The organism is Thiorhodospira sibirica ATCC 700588 (assembly GCF_000227725.2).
Lineage (GTDB): Bacteria > Pseudomonadota > Gammaproteobacteria > Ectothiorhodospirales > Ectothiorhodospiraceae > Thiorhodospira > Thiorhodospira sibirica.
This window is the reverse complement of record NZ_MU255056.1, coordinates 2,289,986-2,304,822: the sequence shown is the minus strand read 5'-3', so window position 1 is coordinate 2,304,822 and position 14,837 is coordinate 2,289,986. Positions and strand designations below refer to the sequence as shown.

At 57.0% G+C, this 14,837-nt stretch carries 16 protein-coding genes; 7 read left to right on the top strand and 9 right to left on the bottom strand.

Annotated features, from left to right (window positions below; genetic code table 11):
• Positions 1 to 82 precede the first annotated feature (82 nt).
• A complete protein-coding gene (locus THISIDRAFT_RS10770; RefSeq protein ID WP_006786083.1) occupies positions 83 to 1,129 on the top strand; it encodes a radical SAM protein in 1,047 nt (348 codons plus the stop codon).
• On the opposite strand, the gene THISIDRAFT_RS10765 is transcribed toward THISIDRAFT_RS10770, so the two are convergent.
• The 5 genes from THISIDRAFT_RS10765 to THISIDRAFT_RS10745 form a co-directional block, all read right to left on the bottom strand.
• Positions 1,121 to 2,614, bottom strand: coding sequence for an autotransporter outer membrane beta-barrel domain-containing protein (locus tag THISIDRAFT_RS10765; RefSeq protein WP_006786082.1), 1,494 nt, complete (start codon positions 2,612 to 2,614; stop codon positions 1,121 to 1,123). The genes THISIDRAFT_RS10770 and THISIDRAFT_RS10765 overlap by 9 nt on opposite strands.
• Before the next feature lie 27 nt (positions 2,615 to 2,641).
• Complete coding sequence (locus tag THISIDRAFT_RS10760; protein ID WP_006786081.1) at positions 2,642 to 3,067, bottom strand: hypothetical protein; 426 nt, start codon at positions 3,065 to 3,067, stop codon at positions 2,642 to 2,644.
• A gap of 91 nt (positions 3,068 to 3,158) precedes the next feature.
• Positions 3,159 to 3,434, bottom strand: a complete 276-nt coding sequence (locus THISIDRAFT_RS10755; protein WP_006786080.1) for a hypothetical protein — start codon at positions 3,432 to 3,434, stop codon at positions 3,159 to 3,161.
• A gap of 581 nt (positions 3,435 to 4,015) precedes the next feature.
• Positions 4,016 to 4,291: a hypothetical protein gene (locus THISIDRAFT_RS10750; RefSeq protein ID WP_006786079.1), complete on the bottom strand. Its 276-nt coding sequence runs from the start codon at positions 4,289 to 4,291 to the stop codon at positions 4,016 to 4,018.
• A gap of 62 nt (positions 4,292 to 4,353) precedes the next feature.
• Positions 4,354 to 4,629: a hypothetical protein gene (locus tag THISIDRAFT_RS10745; RefSeq protein WP_006786078.1), complete on the bottom strand. Its 276-nt coding sequence runs from the start codon at positions 4,627 to 4,629 to the stop codon at positions 4,354 to 4,356.
• Between the two features lie 700 nt (positions 4,630 to 5,329).
• Here THISIDRAFT_RS10745 and THISIDRAFT_RS10740 point away from each other — a divergent pair.
• The 4 genes from THISIDRAFT_RS10740 to recN all read left to right on the top strand — a co-directional run bounded on the left by THISIDRAFT_RS10740 (position 5,330) and on the right by recN (position 9,808).
• Positions 5,330 to 5,854: a molecular chaperone TorD family protein gene (locus THISIDRAFT_RS10740; RefSeq protein WP_006786077.1), complete on the top strand. Its 525-nt coding sequence runs from the start codon at positions 5,330 to 5,332 to the stop codon at positions 5,852 to 5,854.
• Between the two features lie 203 nt (positions 5,855 to 6,057).
• The gene (gene tgt / locus THISIDRAFT_RS10735) at positions 6,058 to 7,167 is read left to right on the top strand and encodes a tRNA guanosine(34) transglycosylase Tgt (RefSeq protein WP_040851204.1); all 1,110 of its coding nucleotides are present in this window, start codon (positions 6,058 to 6,060) and stop codon (positions 7,165 to 7,167) included.
• A 56-nt stretch (positions 7,168 to 7,223) separates the two neighbouring features.
• Positions 7,224 to 8,108, top strand: coding sequence for an NAD(+) kinase (locus THISIDRAFT_RS10730; protein WP_006786075.1), 885 nt, complete (start codon positions 7,224 to 7,226; stop codon positions 8,106 to 8,108).
• Positions 8,109 to 8,116: 8 nt separating this feature from the next.
• Positions 8,117 to 9,808 carry a DNA repair protein RecN gene (recN, locus tag THISIDRAFT_RS10725; protein ID WP_246585379.1) on the top strand — a complete coding sequence of 564 codons (1,692 nt, stop codon included), beginning with the start codon at positions 8,117 to 8,119 and terminating at the stop codon, positions 9,806 to 9,808.
• On the opposite strand, the gene THISIDRAFT_RS10720 is transcribed toward recN, so the two are convergent.
• From THISIDRAFT_RS10720 to tsaD, 4 genes are read right to left on the bottom strand one after another with little or no spacing between them, the layout of a single operon-like run.
• Positions 9,805 to 11,127, bottom strand: a complete 1,323-nt coding sequence (locus THISIDRAFT_RS10720) for an O-antigen ligase family protein (protein WP_040851202.1) — start codon at positions 11,125 to 11,127, stop codon at positions 9,805 to 9,807. The two genes, recN and THISIDRAFT_RS10720, sit on opposite strands and share 4 nt — an antisense overlap.
• Positions 11,128 to 11,129: 2 nt before the next feature.
• Positions 11,130 to 11,453: a hypothetical protein gene (locus THISIDRAFT_RS10715; RefSeq protein WP_006786072.1), complete on the bottom strand. Its 324-nt coding sequence runs from the start codon at positions 11,451 to 11,453 to the stop codon at positions 11,130 to 11,132.
• Positions 11,450 to 12,229 carry a DUF4412 domain-containing protein gene (locus tag THISIDRAFT_RS10710; protein ID WP_006786071.1) on the bottom strand — a complete coding sequence of 260 codons (780 nt, stop codon included), beginning with the start codon at positions 12,227 to 12,229 and terminating at the stop codon, positions 11,450 to 11,452. The genes THISIDRAFT_RS10715 and THISIDRAFT_RS10710 overlap by 4 nt, the downstream gene beginning before the upstream one ends.
• Before the next feature lie 44 nt (positions 12,230 to 12,273).
• The gene (gene tsaD, locus THISIDRAFT_RS10705; RefSeq protein WP_006786070.1) at positions 12,274 to 13,293 is read right to left on the bottom strand and encodes a tRNA (adenosine(37)-N6)-threonylcarbamoyltransferase complex transferase subunit TsaD; all 1,020 of its coding nucleotides are present in this window, start codon (positions 13,291 to 13,293) and stop codon (positions 12,274 to 12,276) included.
• 99 nt (positions 13,294 to 13,392) lie between these two features.
• Between tsaD and rpsU the strand changes: the two genes are divergently transcribed.
• Entirely contained in the window at positions 13,393 to 13,608 is a 216-nt protein-coding gene (rpsU, locus tag THISIDRAFT_RS10700; RefSeq protein ID WP_006786069.1) for a 30S ribosomal protein S21, read from the top strand.
• 153 nt (positions 13,609 to 13,761) lie between these two features.
• A complete protein-coding gene (hemE, locus tag THISIDRAFT_RS10695; RefSeq protein WP_006786068.1) occupies positions 13,762 to 14,832 on the top strand; it encodes a uroporphyrinogen decarboxylase in 1,071 nt (356 codons plus the stop codon).
• Positions 14,833 to 14,837: the final 5 nt, after the last annotated feature.

Here is a 14,837-nt window from a genome sequence, read left to right as displayed (position 1 = left end):
CCCCCGGGTAACGGGTGTCTTTAGGTTTTAATAGGCTGATTTGCTTTGATTTTTAATTCATTTATCCACATGAGGTCGCTTGATGCTAAACGGGATGGATTGGCTTGCCGAGATTGAAGGCCTGGAGGATATGTGCTGGGACCCGGCACTTCTGGCAGATTTACAGGCCAGACATACCCAGCGCGCTTGGGCACACACGCCGCCGATCAACTTTTATACGCCCACCTTTAAGGCGTACCAGACTTCAGAAATCAGCGCCTGCAGCAATAAGAATGCCTGGCCGGCGATTTCCATTACCGGCGCGGACTGCAAGCTGCAATGTGATCACTGCAAGGCGCAGATTCTAAAACCGATGATCCCGGCGCGCACCCCGGAGGTCTTGTGGCAGGTGGTCAATGAGATCGTCGCCAAGGGTGCGCAGGGGATGCTGCTCACCGGCGGCTCAAATCACCGCAATGAGGTGGAGTATGCGCCGTATTACGCCACCTTACGGCGCATCAAGGATAGTTTTCCAGAGTTTCGCATCGGGGTACATGCTGCCCTGGTCGATGCCCAAGCAGCCCAGGCCCTGGAAGATTGCGGCATTGATGTGGCAATGATGGATGTGATCGGCGCCCAGGACACCATCACCCAGGTGTATCACCTGCGCCGCACGGTGGAGGATTTTGAGCAGACCCTGGAAAATCTAGTGAACACCCGCATGCGCGTGGTGCCACATATTGTGATTGGCTTGCATTATGGGGCGTTGCTGGGCGAGTGGGCGGCGCTGGAAATGCTCACGCGCCATCTGCCCGATGCGGTAGTGCTGGTGGTGGTGATGCCTTTTTATGCGCCAGGACACCGTCCTTTCAAGGTCCCCGATCCACATGAGGTCGGGGCCTTTTTTCTGAAAGCACGGCAACAGCTTGCCTCAATTCCCTTGCTGCTGGGCTGTGCCCGCCCACCCGGCGAGGCCAAGCTGTATATGGATGGCTATGCGGTGATGGCCGGTCTGGATGGTATCGCCCACCCCGCCGAGGGCATGGTGGCCTTGGCCAAAGGGCTCGGGCGTGAGGTAAAGATCACGCCCGCCTGCTGCTCCATGAGCCTGACCGGCTGGATTGAGGATACGCAAAGCGCACTAAAATGACAGATTCAGCTGCCCCTGTACCTGGTAGCGATCCACCTGTGGATGATCAATCAGCGTCGCTGCTGCCAGCGAAACCTGGCTGTGTTTGCTCAGCGCCAGATTGACACCGCCGGAAAGGCGTCCATAGCTGTGCCCGGCGACATCATCAAAGGGGGTGAGTAACCTGTCATCGGGATTAAAGCTAAAGTGGGTATGGCTCACGCGGGTGCTACCCACGCGAAATTCCTGCTCTACTTCGGCCTTCAGGAAGCTGTGTAAACTGCGACCATTCCAGTGATCCTGGCGATCCATGGAAAAGCCCAAGGCACCAAGAAATTGCGCCCGGTTTTGTTTGTCCATGCGCTGGGTCAGCAGCAGATCACCGCGTTCCTGATAGCCATCGGTCTGGCTGTGGGTATAGGTTCCGGCCACAAAAGGCCCCATGCGCATGGCGCCCTCACCCAGCAGATATCCCCCTTGCAGCCGTGCCAGATAGCCCCAACCGTCAAGGCTGGCATTGACCGGAGACAAACCGCTGAAGCGCTGACCGTCGATATCATACACACCGCCACCGCCGATCATATCCAGATAAGCCCGCTCGCCCAGTATGGTGGCAAAGGCGGCCGCTTGATAGCCGGTCATGCTCATGCTTCCTGGCAGGCGGCGGGTATCGCTTTCAGACTCACTGTAGGCGACGGCAAAGCCCAGATGCAGCCGGTCCGCCAGGGAAAACTGGCGGCCAGCATAGAGGGTATACAAGTCTTGTTTGAATCCGGCGACACCGACTACAGGCTGATGATCACTGTACTGATAAGCCAGCCCCATAAACCAGGGTGCGGTTTTGCAGGTGTGTTCATTGGCGGCATTGCAGCGGGTGTGCGCAAAGCGTTGTTGATCCAGGTGTAATTGCAAGGAGGACAAAAGCAAGGTAGCGTGATTTTCCAGCAGGCGCAGATTGACCCGGTTCAGCTGTGGCGCCATGACGAAATTACCTGCCACGGCACCGGCTTCCTGCAAGGTCAGGGTGCTTAACCGCTGATCCAGAGGCGTTGCGGTTTCACCGCGCAGGGTCTGCCACAAAAAGGCATAGCTGGCTCCACTGATGTCTTCACCGGCGTCTGGGACATGCTGTTCCTGATGGGCGCGATGGATATCCTGATCGCTTTGGGCCACCTGCAACACCAGTAGCTGATTGAATGGCCCGTGTTGCTGGATTACGGACTGTTTATCGTGACCCAATTGAATCACTACCGCACGGTTATATTCACCGGCTTGGGTGATAGCGGCCTCAGAAAGCCTTTCTTCCTGAATGACGATAAAGGTATTGACGGGGTTGGTCTGATGAATCGCGACCGGGGATGGGCTCTGGATAAACTGCAGCCCATCCAGGCTGCTGTGGGATTGTGCCAGCGCATTTGTACTGATAAGCCATCCCAGCGCAGCATAGACGGCCACATGCCACAAGCGCCGCGATGATGCGGCGCGGTTTTGCCTACAACCCATCATCGGGCTATTCCTCTCGGTTTAAAAAACTTAACGAAAGATCCGCCAAAACGCCCGTTCCTTAGCCTCTTCGGCGGTGGTCTGGTCGGCGCGGGTGCGTACTGCATCGGTTTGCGCTTCCACAGGGGTACGCGCCTGACTGGTGCGTTGCTCTAAACGCTGTTGCGCATCTATCGGGGTAACGGCATTTCCTGTGCTGGTGGTGCTGTGTGAAGAACCCGCCGGGCCGGATTGCTGAATGGTGACGCTGCTGCTCTTGCCGTCACGGCTGATAACCTGCTGACCTTCGGGAGTTCTGATCACCTGGGTTGTGCTGCTACCACCGCCGCGTTGATCAATCACCGCCGTGGAGTTGCCCTGCTGATAGACCTCGGGCGCGGCACAGCTGATGGAACTGGCGCTCATTGCCACAATCGCCACCGTGCCCAGACGTAAAACATGTGTTTTTGATTTCATAGAGCGGCCTTTTCAATAATGCCCAAAAACAAACGGGCGGCAATGCCTGATGACATTGCCGCAGAAAAAACAACGACTGAGATTATTGCATTTAACGTCTCAGCGGGGTATCCAGGCCGCGTTGATAGGTCATGGAATCATTGACCTGACCGTGCTGCTGGGTGGCGGCCTCATTGCTTTGTCCCGCTTGAACCGTGCGGGAGATATTAACATCACAATCCTGCTGAATGTGCGATTTATTGGTATTATCACCCTGCACACTGGCATCAATACACGGACGCCCCATGCTGTCAAAGCGGGCTTGTGCATACGCCACAGAACTGGCTGCCAAAAGCAGTAAAATGCAAATGCTGGTAAGGATCTTCATCAGTTTCTCCGCGAGAAACCCCGGCCTTCAGACCGGGGAGGGATAGCAGCTACGCGCTTGCAGCCGCCGGAAATAAGTGCAGGCCTTTCACCTGCCGGGCCGTGAGGCTCTGCCCGTAAGGGCCTGGTGACGGACAACGCCTCGCGGCGTGGTCGCTCCCCTCGCCAATGTGTACAACCGGCTCCCGCTTGCACGGCGATCAAAACCTTCGACGTTTTACCTTTCGTCAGCATGATCCTGACCTTTCAGAGCGGCAGACTGAGGAAGCATCCGCCGGTGAGTCTTAACGACCTGTTGTACACGTAGCCCCTTTAACAGGGCTTAGGCTGGTCAACCTAGCTTGCTTTCAAAGCTCCGCCCTTCAGGGTGGGGTAGTTGACAAATTATAACGGGCAAACCTTGGAAAGGGCACCTTCAAAGGATCGCCGCACCTCCTATGCAGTTAAAGTAAAAAATGTGCGTGAAATGGCTAATCCCTGGGCTTGATTACTTCAGCCTAAACAGAGCCGACCCGCATAGGTCGGCTAATCCTGGCTGACTTACCACAGTGCAAAGCAAAACTTTATAGTCACACGCACGATTTAGCGCTGGATCGTGTGGGCCTCATTGACCCCACCAAACTGTGCCGTTCCTGCACGGTTCACGCCGTCACGGGTATTGGCGCGCTGGTCGGTGATCGACAGGTTATCAGCACCATCCTGTACGGTGACCGCATCATTAACATCGCCGCGCTGCCCGGTCACACTGGTGTTGATGCCACCGGACTGAATCGTGGTAGCGGTGTTTTGCTGAGCGAATACCGGCGCAGACAGACCCAGGGCAACCAAACCAACAAACAGGATTTTCATGGTTTTCATCAATCATCACTCCGCAAAATTTTGGTCAAAATATTGAGATAACAGGATATTTACTGCTCAGCTTAGCGCTGAATGGTGTGGGCCTCATTGACGCCACCAAACTGCGCCGTACCGGCACGATTAACGCCGCTACGGGTATTGGCTTGCTGATCAGTAATCGACAGGTTGTCACGACCATCCTGCACCGTCACTGCGTCATTAACATCGCCGCGCTGCCCCGTCACGCTGGTGTTGATGCCACCGGACTGAATCGTGGTAGCGGTGTTTTGCTGAGCCAATACCGGCGCGGACAGACCCAGGGCAACCAAACCGACAAACAGGATTTTCATAGTTTTCATTATTTACAACTCCGCAAAAATTCGGCGAACGTGCCGAAATATCAAGGATATTTGTCGCATACTGAGCGACTGCTAACAACGAGCCTTCCACCCACCGGGCATCCGGCCCTGACCCCCAAGGGTCTGATCAGGCTGCTTTCCGTTAAAGGCGAAGCACCAAATCAACGCCACACCAAAAACCAAAAGCGCCTTATGTTTGATATAGCACAGCGCTCTTGGATACGCAAATTAGCAGACGCTTCCTTAATGTACGCTGAACAAACAACGCGAATGAACGGCCTGTGAGGCAGGCCCCAGAAACCGCAGACCGCAACATTAACCCGCTTCCTGAAATCCTGTGGGAAAGCTTAAGCTTTCTTTTAATGTATTACAAATCAATAATTTAGTTAATTTTTGCGCTTTGCTTTTTGCGCAAGGCGCTTGATGGTCTGTTGCAGCGCGCTTATGACGCCGCCCATCCCCATCTGCTCAGGCCACTGCCTGAATGACGCCGTGTCAGCGGGTTTGAATCAATGAGGAGGTATTCCAGCCAAGCAGATTATTTGATGCGTCAAGGCAAGCCGTTGAAAGGATTTTTTGACGGCACTCAAGTTCCTGTGGTTTTTTGATGTTCATAATGAACGTAACACTCCATAGTTTAGTCTCATGGCGTCTTGCAATATTCAATACAACCTGAGGTTAATCAGTGTGAGGGGTTACAGTGGCAGAGCGTTTTCCTGGTAATCATCTGGATGTCGATGAGCTATATATTCTAAGCGGTTTGCTGTATGCGCCGCGCCCGGATACCACCGAGGCCATTGCCGAGCTGGCAAAGTCTTGGTGCTGGTTGATACCTGCAGCCCAGGATTTAAGCTGTCAGATGCAGGCGCTGTGGCAGACTGAGCATCAGCGCTTACTGGTTGGAAAGCAGGCGCTGTGTTCGCCGTGTGAATCTGCCTGGCAACAGCCGGTGCTCGGTGGCACGCTGGCGGCGTTGGCGCAGTATTACCATCAGGCAGGCATTAAAACGCAGGGCTGTCCGCCGGATCATCTGGCCTTGCAGCTGGTTTACGCCGCCTGGTATCTGGAAGAAGAGGCCGCCCATGATTCCGCACAATGGCTGGAGATCTGGAGCCATTTAAGTCAATGGGTGCCGCGTTTTGCCCAGTGCTTGCAACAACAGGCCCAGCTGGAGGTTTATCAGGTGATTGCGCAACGCCTGATCGCCTTGTTTGCGCGCCGCTGAGTTGCTAAGGTTGCCGCGCCGCCATCCGCCATCCGCCATCATCAAGGCGCAGCGGCGATGCCATGGTCTGCGTGTGCCAGCCCCGGCCGTGGCTGCTGCGCCGTGGGCGGTTCATCATGCATACGTGCTGTCTGCATGGATGTGTCTGTTCCTGCTCCCAGGCGATGGCCTTTAACCTCACTTCCAACCTTAGTAGATTTTTCATGCACAGATCGTATCTCAGCTTTGAATCCCTCGGCAGTGATGGCCCGGCACGACGCGGACGGCTGCATTTTGCCCGTGGCGTCGTGGATACGCCGGCCTTCATGCCCGTGGGCACCTATGGCACTGTCAAGGCGATGTTACCCGAGCAGTTACAGGCCAGCGGGGCGCAAATCATTCTGGGCAATACCTTTCATTTGATGTTGCGTCCGGGGACCGGGATTATTCAGGCGCATGGTGATTTACATGATTTTATGCACTGGTCGGGGCCAATTTTGACCGATTCTGGCGGTTTTCAGGTGTTTTCACTGGCCAAGCTGCGCCAGCTGTCTGAGGAAGGGGTACGTTTTCGTTCGCCAGTCGATGGCTCGGTGGTGTGGCTGACCCCGGAGCGTTCGATGGAGGTGCAGCGCCTGCTGGGTGCCGATGTGGTGATGATTTTTGATGAATGCACCCCCTATCCGGCCACCTATGCCGAGGCTGAGCAGTCCATGCAGTTATCTTTGCGCTGGGCGCAGCGTTCACGCCAGGCGCACGGGGATCATTCGGCGGCCTTGTTTGGCATTGTGCAGGGCGGAATGTATCCCGCCTTGCGCCAGCAGTCATTGGCAGGCTTGCAGGCCATCGGTTTTGACGGTTATGCCATCGGCGGTCTGTCCGTGGGTGAAACCACCGAGGAGCGCCATGCGGTGCTGGATGCGTTAATGCCACAGATGCCAACGCAGACACCACGCTATCTGATGGGGGTGGGACGCCCTGAAGATATTGTCGAAGCGGTGCGCCGGGGGGTGGATATGTTTGATTGTGTGATTCCGACGCGCAATGCCCGCAACGGCTTTTTATATACCCGCCAGGGAGTGATGCGCATTCGCAACAGCCGTTATCAGGACGATACCCGCCCGATCGATGAATCATGTACCTGCTATACCTGTCGCCATTACTCACGCGCCTATCTGCGCCACCTGGATAAATGCAAGGAAATTCTCGGTGCCCAGCTCAATACCCTGCATAATCTGCATTACTACCAGACCCTGATGCATGAACTGCGTGAGGCGATTGCCGAAAAACGCCTTGCAGCCTACATTCAGAACTTTTATGCCGCCCGGGCGTAGCGGTATCCTGGGAGCGCGTAGCACCCGCCACGCTTCATAATTGATTTAGCTTGAGTATGGCGATACCGCATTTTCAAACCATTGGGATTATTGCCAAGCGTGACGATGAGCGCCTTGCGCACCTTTTGCCGCGCCTGATCCGTCATTTGCAAGGCCATCACCGCCACATTCTCCTGGATGCCAGCGCGGTCACGGTGCTAAGGCAGCCATTAGGGGGGGAGCCGACCACCCTGGCTCGCCTGGCAAAACAGGCCGATCTTGCCATTGTCATTGGGGGTGATGGCACGTTTTTGATGGCGGCCCGGGCGCTCGTCGATGCCGGGGTGCCCTTGCTGGGCATCAATATCGGGCGGCTGGGCTTTCTGGTGGATGTCTCGCCGCATGAAATGGCCTCCCGCCTGGATGAGATTTTAGCGGGTGAATATGTGCAGGATTATCGGGCCATGCTGTGCGCCGAGGTGTACCGCGAGGAACAGCGCATTGCCCGCTACAGCGCGCTCAATGACGTGGTGCTGCACATTCGCGGGGTAGTGAGAATGATTGATTTTGACACCTGGATTGATGGCCATTTCGTCAATACCCAGCGGGCCGACGGCATGGTCATCGCCACCCCCACCGGCTCTACCGCCTATGCCCTCTCCGGTGGCGGCCCCATCATTGCCCCCAGCCTGGATGCGATGGTATTGGTGCCGATCTGCCCGCAGGGTCTGAGTAACCGCCCCCTAGTCGTGCACACTAAAAGCTGCATCGAAATCCGCGTCAATCATGACAGCCGTACCCGTGCTCAGGTGTCTTTCGATGGACAAAATGACATCAAGCTCAAGCGCCAGGATCGTTTATTGATCACCCAAAAACCGCGCAAACTGCGCCTGATTCATCCCGTGGGCTATGATTATTTAAGTATTTTACGTGCCAAACTGGGCTGGGGAGAGCGTCCTTGATTTTGCAAATGCACATTCGTGACCTTGCGATTATCGACACCCTCGAACTTGAGCTGGCGCAAGGCATGACCGTACTCACCGGCGAAACCGGGGCGGGTAAATCCATCCTCATTGATGCACTGGGACTGGTATTGGGCGATCGGGCGGATAGCAGTATGGTGCGCGAAGGCGCCGAGAAGGCGGAAATCAGCGTGACGCTGGCGTTACCTGAAACCCACAGCATACCGGCGTGGCTGCAAACTCAAGGCATGGAGGCCGAGGAGACCTGCATCCTGCGGCGCAGCATCAGCCGCGATGGCAAAAGCCGCGCCTGGATCAATGGCACGCCCGCCACCCGGCAAAATCTGCAGACCCTCAGTGAATGGCTGGTGGATATTCACGGCCAGCACGCGCATCAATCGCTATTGCGGCAGGATATGCAGCGCCAGGTGCTGGATGCCTACGCCGCACACAAGACATTGCTGGAACACACGGCAAGCGCCCACGCCCATTGGCAACAGCTGCACGCCGAGTTGAGCCAGCGACAGGCCCGTCAGGCAGACCAGCAGGCGCGGCGCGAATGGGTGGCCTTGCAGCTTGCCGAACTGCACGCCTTGGGAATTTCTGCCGACGAACTGCGCGAACTCAATCAGGAACATCATCGCCTGGCCCATGCGCAAACCTTATTAACCGCCGCACAAGGCGCCTATGCGCTGCTAAGTGTCGGCGAACACAGCATTGAGCGCGGCCTGCATCAGGCCCATGCCTTGCTGGGTGAAGCCGCAGGGTTTGATCCAACTCTGGCCGCCATGACCCAAAACCTCAGTGAGGCCCTGATCCACATTAACGAAGCGGTGCAAAATCTGGGACGCTATCTGGACCGTCTGGAGCTTGATCCGGCACGGCTTGCATGGATCGAACAGCGGCTGGCGGAGATTCATTCCCTGGCCCGCACGCATCAGCGCAACCCCGCCGAATTACTCGATCTGCAGGAGATCTTGAGCAGCGAACTGGCCGCGCTCGATGCACACACCCATGACCTCAAGGCGTTGACGCAAGCAGCGGCGCAGGCCGAGCAGGACTATCTCAGCCACGCCCAGGCTCTGAGCCAGTCACGGACGCTGCACGCCGCCCGACTGGAGACGGCGGTGACGGAGGCCATGCAAGGGCTGGGAATGCCCGGCGGCTGCTTTGCCATTGAGCTTAGCCCCCTGAGCCGCGAGCGCTTTTCCCCGCTGGGTTTGGATGCGCTGAGTTTTTGCGTCAGCGCCAACCCCGGCCTGGCCCCCCGCCCTTTAGCCAAAGTCGCCTCTGGCGGTGAACTGTCGCGCATCAGTCTGGCCATCCAGATGGTGGCCGCCCATGTGCTGGCTACCCCGACCCTGATTTTTGACGAAGTGGATGCTGGTATCGGTGGCGCAGTCGCTGAAATCGTCGGGCGCCAACTGCGCGCCCTGGGCGAACACCGCCAGGTGCTCTGCGTAACCCACCTGCCGCAAGTGGCCGCACAGGCGCATCATCATCTCCATGTCAGCAAGCAACACCGCAACGGCCAGACACATACCCAGCTACGCAGCCTGGACGAGGCCGAGCGCATCGAAGAACTTGCGCGTATGCTCGGCGGCATTGACATCACCGAACAAACTCTCGCCCACGCCCGCGAAATGCGCCACAGCTCCACCAAACACCCCCATGTAGGCAACTGCGTGAAGCGTTTTTAGCGATGGTTTTGGAGAGGTAAGTGGCTACCTAAAGCCAGCATGGCCGCGCTGCTTAACAGCCAGAAGGCGCGCCAGTCGTGGTTAAGGTGACGAAAATCGGTCAGGCTATACACCAGCATCGCGACGATACCGGCAAGCACTGCCGCGAAAAACAGGCCGTCTAGCTGGGCATGACGCCAGGCCAGATAGATGCGATACAGCAGACAGCTCAGCATGGCCAGCGCCAGCAATACCCCGATCAGCCCAAATTCAAATAAAAGCTGCATATAGGCGTTGTGCAGATCGTCGAAGGGCTCACCGGGGGCATGCATCATCAGCGGATGCTGTGCCTCGTCTTGCAGCGCCTTGAATCGCAGGCTGCCGGGGCCGTTGCCCAACCAGGGATGCTCCTGCCAATGCGCATAGGCAAAGGCCCACATGCCCAGACGCAGGGAGGTGTTATCACGATCCTGCGCCTTGAGCTCGGCCCCGCGTACCACATGCACCAGGGTATCGGCCTCACCCACCACGCGCTCACCCAGATCCCGCACCAGACCGTGAAATAAAAGCCCCGCGCTCAGCAGCAGCAAGAGCAGAATCAGGGCCAAACGGCGCGGTTTGGCGATGCGGCTTTGTTTGCGCAATATGGGCCAGAAAAACATCAGGCTCGCCGCCGCCGCCAGCAAGGTCAACGCCGGGCCACGCGACAGACTCGCCAGAATGGCCCACAGCAAAAACAGGGCAATGGCCACCAGCAGCGCATAGACTGCCAGACGCAGCCCCAAGTGCCTGGCGCGCAGACGCACAAACAGCTCCGGCAGGCTGGCCAGCAGAATCAATAGGCCGATGACGGCATAAAAGGCATAGGCAATGGGGCGATCCTGATAGCCGCCAAAACGAAACGGCCACGGCGCATCGTTGAGCCAGACATTCCAGAAAACAGCCACCCCGCTGAGCACAATCCCCAGCACAAAGACTAGGCCCAGAACGAAGATCAGCTCGCGCTGTCCTCTCAAAAACCACGCCAGCGGCAAAAACAGCAGCAGTTTGAGCCATTTTTCCGCATGTTCCCATTGCAGGGCTGCAGTCTCTGGCAGCCTGAGACTCCACAGCCAGGCGCTGCTAAGCACATACGCGGCAATCAGCACCGCCAGCCAAAACTCCGGCTGACGCAGCATCCAGCCCCAGGCTGCGGGCTGTATTACAAAAGCGAGCAACACCAGCCCCAGGCCGATGCTGTGCATACTGGCACCAAAATTAAAGCCCAGCGCCATGATCAGCAGCCCCGCCAGGCCAAGCCGCTTAAGCCAGGCGGCGGATATGGTATCAGTACGCGTCACCGTCACGATTCCATCTCGCTATCCAAGTCACGCCCCGGCTCCCAGCCCTGCGCCTTGGCCGTGGCAATGGCGGCCTCGTGGATGCGCGCATGACGCTCACGCAGGTCAGCGGGCAATTGACTGACCAGATGGCCATAGGGTGCCCAGGCCGCGCTGACCTGATCATATACTTTTTGCATGTCAGCGGCTGTCCAGCCCGCGCCACTTTCCGTTTCAGGGATCAGCCCAAACACCCAGGCATCCTTGATAATACCGCCAATCGGCGTCATGCCACCGTACAGATCATCATGAATGCCCACATAGCGCTGGTCGTTTGGATTCATCATTCCGTATAAAACTCCATCATGGAGACCTTGCTGTAGCCGCTGGGGATTTCAAACAGGCTGGCGGGCAGATTTTTCTTCTCGATGGCGAGAAAGGTGGTGGTTGCAGCGGCCTGGCCATTTTCAAACTGCACGGTATTGACCGGAAAGCCGATGCGCTCCATCTTGGCCCAGTCCCAGCCATAGGACTTGTCCTCGCCCGAATGGGCATAGAGTGCATAGAAGGTTTCAAAATCGTCTTTGGTGATGCTCAGGCTTTGCAGCGGTACGGTGCAGAGTTGTTCGATGCGTTGGCCATTGTGCAATCCCTCATAGACGGTGCAGCGCCATGCGCCAATGGTCTGTTCAGCACCTTTGCGGTATTCCGTGGGGGTGATTTCTTCCTCGTCCATCCCCAGGTATTGACGATATTGGGCTTTTTCTTCTTCGCTCAGTCCTTCCATGTAGTCTTCCAGCATGGCCCGGCTGGCGTCCTGATAGGTCTGGGCTTCTTGCTCCATGCGCTGCATCTGCGTCATGCTGATTTCTACATAACGCTTTTGTTCCGGGTTAAGCATCCAGATCAGTTCTTTGTCTGCACGGGTGATATGCACCAGATTCAGCGCATCGTGTTGCTGTTCGGCGCGGATTTTATCCTTGCCCAGATATAACACGGTGGTCTCGTTCTCACCGGAAAGGTGGTCGGTAAATTGCACCGTCATTTGCAGATCGGCCAGTGCAGGCAGGGCATAAAACAGGGCCGTCAGGACGGCCAGGGTCATGGGGTATAAACGTTTCACAGATACAGCCTCCACCGTTAGTTTTTGAATGCACATCGTGCGATTTAGACGCGTAAACTGCTGAGATCCCAACGCGCCTGAGCGCAAATACTGAGATCAGGATCACTGCCATGCGCAAGACGCAGGCAGCCTGCCAGGGCAATCATGGCGGCATTATCGGTGCAAAAGGCAATGCGCGGATAATGTACGCTGGCACCTTCGCTGTGTGCCAGTTCTGCCAACTGCTGGCGCAGGCGCTGATTGGCGCCGACTCCACCGGCAACCACCACGCGCTGCGCCTGAATCTGTTGCAGTGCCCGCCGGGTTTTGATGCATAAGGTATCGACCACCGCAGCTTCAAAGGCATGCGCCACATCGGCCCGGTCCTGATCTGTGCCGGCAAGCCCGCGCAGGGTGGTCAATGCGTGCGTTTTCAGGCCGGAAAAGCTGAAATCCAGTCCTGGCCGGTCGGTCATCGGGCGCGGGAAGCTAAAACGCCCCGGCTCGCCCTGCAGCGCCAGCGCCGCCAGTGCTGCCCCACCGGGATAGCCCAGCCCTAACAGTTTAGCGGTTTTATCAAAGGCTTCCCCCGCCGCATCGTCGATGCTTTCCCCCAAAATGCGATAAACCCCCAGCGCCTGCACATCCACTAGCAGGGTATGGCCGCCGGAAACCAGCAGGCATAAAAACGGAAAGGCGGGCGGGTCTGGTTCTAACAGCGGCGCCAGCAGATGCCCTTCTAGATGGTGAATCGCCAAGGCGGGCAGCCCCCAACCCCAGGCCAGACTGCGGGCCACGCCAGCGCCAACCAGTAAAGCCCCCAACAGGCCCGGCCCGGCAGTATAGGCAATCGCAGAAAGCTCGGCAGGTTGGGTGTGCGCCTGACTGAGGGCCTCACGCACCAAAGGCAGCAGGCGCTGAATATGATCACGCGAGGCCAGTTCTGGTACCACGCCGCCATAATAGGCATGTAAATCAATCTGCGAATGCAGTACATGGGCCAGCAGCCCCTGCCTGTGATCATATACCGCCACAGCGGTTTCATCGCAAGAGGTCTCGATTCCCAGGATTCTTGTGTTTGGCATTTTATCCCGTCGGGTTGTACAATTAGCGGTTAACACCTTGCCTGGCAAGGTGCAACCCTGGTAAAAACATCTCTCTATTTTTAAGGATACGGTGATCTGATGCCTCACGTTCGCATCAAAGAAAATGAACCCTTTGAAGTTGCCCTGCGCCGTTTTAAGCGGACCTGTGAAAAAGCCGGTGTATTGACCGAGGTACGCCGCCGCGAGTTTTACGAAAAGCCCACCGAAGTCCGCAAGCGCAAAGCCGCTGCTGCGGTCAAGCGTCAAGCCAAGCGCGTTGCCAAGGAGGTCTCCCGCCGCGAGCGTTTGTACTAAACATCGCTTGCCGCCGGGTACTGGGTCGGATCGCCGAGTTGTTCTCGGCGGGTCGGGCAACCCGTTTATGGATTGAAAACCTGCCAAGTACCCCTCGCCGCTCCTGTTGAGCTTATCAATAACCTTATATCCACGAGCAAAAGTATAAAGCCGATGCCCCCACTTCAAAATGATCGATTTTTGCGCGCCTTGCTGCGCCAACCCGTAGACACCACGCCCATCTGGATTATGCGTCAAGCAGGCCGTTATCTGCCAGAGTATCGTGCCACGCGGGCCCGTGCGGGCAGCTTCATGGATCTGTGCAAAAACCCGGAGCTGGCCTGTGAAGTGACTCTGCAGCCGCTGGATCGTTTCGCCCTGGACGCCGCGATTTTGTTTTCCGATATTCTCACCATTCCGGATGCGATGGGTCTGGGCCTGGAATTTACCGAAGGTGAGGGGCCGCGCTTTCAAAAGCCGGTGCAATCCGCTGCTCAGATTCGTGCCTTGGGTGTGCCTGATCCAGAACAGGAGCTGCGTTATGTGGTTGATGCTGTACGGGTGATCCGCCGCGAGCTCAATGGCCGGGTGCCGCTGATCGGTTTTTCCGGTAGCCCTTGGACCCTGGCCACCTATATGGTGGAAGGCGGTTCTTCTAAAGAATTTGCCCGCATCAAGGGGCTGATGTACAACGACTCTGAAAGTATGCATCATCTGCTGTCTGTGGTCGCCGATTCGGTGGTTGTTTACCTCAATGCTCAGATCAAGGCCGGTGCCCAGGCTGTGATGGTCTTTGATACCTGGGGTGGCAATCTCGCCCATCAGGCTTATCTGGACTTCTCGCTGGCCTATATGCAGCGCATTGTCGAGGGCTTGATCCGTGAATACGACGGGCGCAAAGTGCCGGTGGTATTGTTTACCAAGGGCGGTGGTCAGTGGCTGGAGGCTATGAGTGATACCGGCTGCGATGCCCTGGGCCTTGACTGGACCGTGGATATCGCTCAGGCACGGGCGCGGGTCGGCAGCAACGTCGCCCTGCAAGGTAATATGGACCCTTGTGTGCTGTATGCCTCACCGGAGCGGGTGCGCGAACAGGCCACCGCGGTGATCGAACGCTTTGGACCCGGCAGCGGTCATGTTTTTAATCTGGGACATGGCATTCATCAGCACATTGACCCCGAAAACGTCGCTGTGCTGGTCGATACTGTACACGAGGTCGGTCAACGCTTCGCTCTGGCAGGTTAGGTTCA